General features: G+C 71.9%; 4 protein-coding genes. 2 read left to right on the top strand and 2 right to left on the bottom strand.

Going from position 1 to position 2,956, the window contains the following annotated elements; translation table 11 throughout:
• Window positions 1–51: 51 nt before the first annotated feature.
• Window positions 52–381: a putative quinol monooxygenase gene (locus tag ACFU99_RS39465; protein ID WP_384402309.1), complete on the top strand. Its 330-nt coding sequence runs from the start codon at window positions 52–54 to the stop codon at window positions 379–381.
• Between the two features lie 54 nt (window positions 382–435).
• On the opposite strand, the gene ACFU99_RS39460 is transcribed toward ACFU99_RS39465, so the two are convergent.
• Both ACFU99_RS39460 and ACFU99_RS39455 read right to left on the bottom strand, forming a co-directional pair.
• The gene (locus ACFU99_RS39460) at window positions 436–870 is read right to left on the bottom strand and encodes an SRPBCC family protein (protein ID WP_384402306.1); all 435 of its coding nucleotides are present in this window, start codon (window positions 868–870) and stop codon (window positions 436–438) included.
• Between the two features lie 24 nt (window positions 871–894).
• Window positions 895–1,701, bottom strand: a complete 807-nt coding sequence (locus tag ACFU99_RS39455) for an aminoglycoside N(3)-acetyltransferase (protein WP_384402304.1) — start codon at window positions 1,699–1,701, stop codon at window positions 895–897.
• A gap of 115 nt (window positions 1,702–1,816) precedes the next feature.
• On the opposite strand from ACFU99_RS39455, the gene ACFU99_RS39450 reads away from it, so the two are divergent.
• Complete coding sequence (locus tag ACFU99_RS39450; protein WP_384402301.1) at window positions 1,817–2,770, top strand: phosphotransferase family protein; 954 nt, start codon at window positions 1,817–1,819, stop codon at window positions 2,768–2,770.
• The last annotated feature ends 186 nt before the right edge of the window (window positions 2,771–2,956 follow it).

The raw sequence follows: 2,956 nt of genomic DNA, 5'->3' as shown, positions 1-2,956 counted from the left end.
CTCCCGAGCCGACCCGGCGGTCGGCCCGCCGTGCAGCGAAGGAGCAGCGCCATGATCCTCATCAACGTCAAGTTCACCATCCGCCCCGAGTACGTGGACCAGTGGCTGCCGCGGGTCGAGGAGTTCACCCGCGCCACCCGCGTGGAGCCGGGCAACGTCTTCTTCGAGTGGTCGCGGAGCGTGGAGAACCCGAACCAGTTCGTTCTCCTGGAGGCGTTCAAGGACGGCGCCGCAGGCGAGACGCACGTCAACTCGGAGCACTTCCAGACCGCGATGGCGTGGATGCCGGAGCTGATCGCCGCCACGCCGGAGATCATCAACGGCGAGATCCCGGCCGAGGACTGGGGTCCGATGGGCGAGCTGAGCCCGCGCGAGAACTGAGCCGTACGCACGGGAGGGAGGCACCCGAGAAGCCACGGGCTCCGGGTGCCGCCCTCACGCGTCGAGCAACCGCCGCATCACGAGCCCGAAGACCAGCCGCCCGGCCCAGGCGGTCGGCGCGTCGAGTACTCGCGGCGTCCAGCGGACCCGCAGCTCCTCGGTCCAGCGCGCCCGCGCGCCGTCCCCGTGCCCGTATACCTCGATCTCGGCCCAGCCGGTGATCGCCCGCCCGCGCTTCTCCAGCCGGCAGCGCCCCGGTGCGTGTGCGGACGGCGGCTGCCAGCGGACGACCTCCATGAGGTCGTCGACGCTGAGCGGCCCGATGCGGGTACGAGCGGTGAACCGCGTACCCGTGCCGCTGGGCGGCGGGGTGGTCACGGTGATGCGGGTGAGGGGCACGTGCGCGGCGTGCCGCTCCCAGTCGGTGAGCCGCCGCCACGCCTCGTCGGCGGGCAGCGGGGTCCGGCATTCGATCAGGAACGGCGCCATGAGGTCATCGTATTCAGGACACCGCTATTCGGCCGGGTAGGGCCGGTGCCGGGTGATCCAGGTCAGGGCGTACGCGACGGCGTCGCCCAGCGGGAACAGCCGGGCCTCGGCCGCGCCGACCGTGCCCCGCGCCACCGGCCGCTCCTTCTCGAAGGCCGCGCCGAGCTCGGTGAAGCGCTCCCCGCTGATCCCGGAGTCCCGCACGGTCAGCCACTGGCGCCCCTGCGGCGTCATGGCGGCGAAGGAGTTGTCGACCTCCGGCGGGTTCGCGCGGCACTCGGCGAGATGAAACGCCGTACACGACTCGTACTCCGCTCCCAGCAGCAGAATCCGCGCCTCCGCCTCCTCCAGCCGCGCCAGCGGACTCCGCTCCCCGAGCCGGCAGTCCAGCGCGTGCCGGTCCGTGACCGTGGAGGCGAGCGGCCCGATCGCGGCGAAAGAGGTCTGCGGATGGTCGCTGCGCACGGCCCCCGGCCAGTTCCGGGCGGTCTCCGGAATGACGCCGATACCGAAGGTCGGCGTCGTCCGCGCGTCATACGCCGGCATCGACGCCCGAATCCACGCCCACCACTCCTCGGGCACCGGCGGATTGCTCCACACCGCCGGATCCGAATTCTCGCCCGAATGCGCCGGCACCACGAGCGTCCCCTCCGGCCCCAACACATCCAGCAGCGCCTGCACCACCGTCCCGGGCCCTCCGCAGACCCACCCGAGCGAACTGAGAGAGGAATGCACGAGCAGCGTCTCGCCCTCCCGAATACCGACGCCGCGCAGATCGGCGGCGAGCGAATCACGGGTGCACAGGGGACCGGAAGGAAGTGTCGTCGACATAGATGATCAGTCTGCACGTCCACACCACATTTGTTCTACCGATTTTCGAAACGGCGACATGAGCGCCGGCGAAAGGCGGTGGCATCGCGGATCGCCCGCATGATGAGGTGGTGCGATGAGCGATCACGATGAGGCGGCGGCTGTCCGGCCGTTGACGTTGGCCTGGGTGCACCGGCACCTGGAAGCAGGGGAGCGGGTCGTCGGGGTCGAGGCGCTGCACGGTGGGATCACCGCCGAGATGCGCAGGCTGACCATCGGCACGCGGGACGGGGGCACCCGGCCCTTGGTACTGCGGAGTTTCGTGGGCGTGGCGGACGCCGAGGACTGGCTGCACAGGGAGGCCGGCGCCCTCACCGAGTGCGACGGGACCGGCGTGTCGGCTCCTCGGCTGGTCGCGGTGGACCCGGTCGCCGAGCACTGCGAGTATCCCTCGCTCCTCATGACGCATCTGGCGGGACGGACGGTCATCGACGACGAGGGACTGGAGACGCGCGTCCCTCTGATGGCACGTCAGCTCCTGGCGATCCACGCGCTGCGCCCCGTCCGACAGCCCCGCGCGTATGTGGCGTTGACGACCGCCGACACCGTCGTGACTCCGCAGTGCGCCGACGCGTCGTTGTGGGCCGCGGCGATCGATCTGATCCGCAGGCCCGCGCCGCCGTACGAAGGGCGGTTCCTGCACCGGGACTTCCACCCCGGCAACGTGCTCTTCGACGTGCCGCCCGCAAGCCCGGCGGATGCTCGTATCACCGGCGTCGTCGACTGGGCGGGGGCCTCCTGGGGCCCGGTGGATCTCGATGTGGCGCACTGCTCCACCCACCTCGCGCTGCTGCACGGGCCCGTGTGGGGTCTGCGGTTCACCGAGGCGTACGAGGAGGCCGGCGGCGCGCTGGCCGCGGACGCGAGCGAGCGGCTGTACTGGCTGGTGCGCAGCGGGCTGGCGGCCTCGGAGGAGGTGGGGGCGGTGTCGAAGCCATGGCGGGAGGCGGGGAAGACGGAGCTGACGACGCGCGCCGTGGAGGAGCGGCTGGACGCCTACGTCACCGCCCTGATGCACGCACCGGCCTGAGCCGAGGCGGCGCGGCTCGGGGCGGCGCTCAAGGCCGGACCGCGGTCGCGGGCGAGATGTCGCGGGCCTTCTGGACCGGCGCCGGACGGCGGCCGTCATGCCCGTACGGCCCTGCTGTCGTTCGTTCGTGCCGGCCGGGGCCCGCGGTGTCACCGCGGGGGATGCGCGTCGGGCGTGGTGAAGCGG

The organism is Streptomyces sp. NPDC057654, from assembly GCF_042800135.1.
Lineage (GTDB): Bacteria > Actinomycetota > Actinomycetes > Streptomycetales > Streptomycetaceae > Streptomyces.
The sequence above is the reverse complement of the archived record's forward strand: the minus strand, read 5'-3'. Positions and strand labels throughout refer to the sequence as shown.

Excerpts from the sequence above, each read along its gene's own strand:
- ACFU99_RS39465 (WP_384402309.1), top strand. The coding sequence starts at position 52 with ATGATCCTCATCAACGTCAAGTTCACCATCCGCCCCGAGTACGTGGAC.
- ACFU99_RS39460 (WP_384402306.1), bottom strand. The coding sequence starts at position 870 with ATGGCGCCGTTCCTGATCGAATGCCGGACCCCGCTGCCCGCCGACGAG.
- ACFU99_RS39455 (WP_384402304.1), bottom strand. The coding sequence starts at position 1,701 with ATGTCGACGACACTTCCTTCCGGTCCCCTGTGCACCCGTGATTCGCTC.
- ACFU99_RS39450 (WP_384402301.1), top strand. The coding sequence starts at position 1,817 with ATGAGCGATCACGATGAGGCGGCGGCTGTCCGGCCGTTGACGTTGGCC.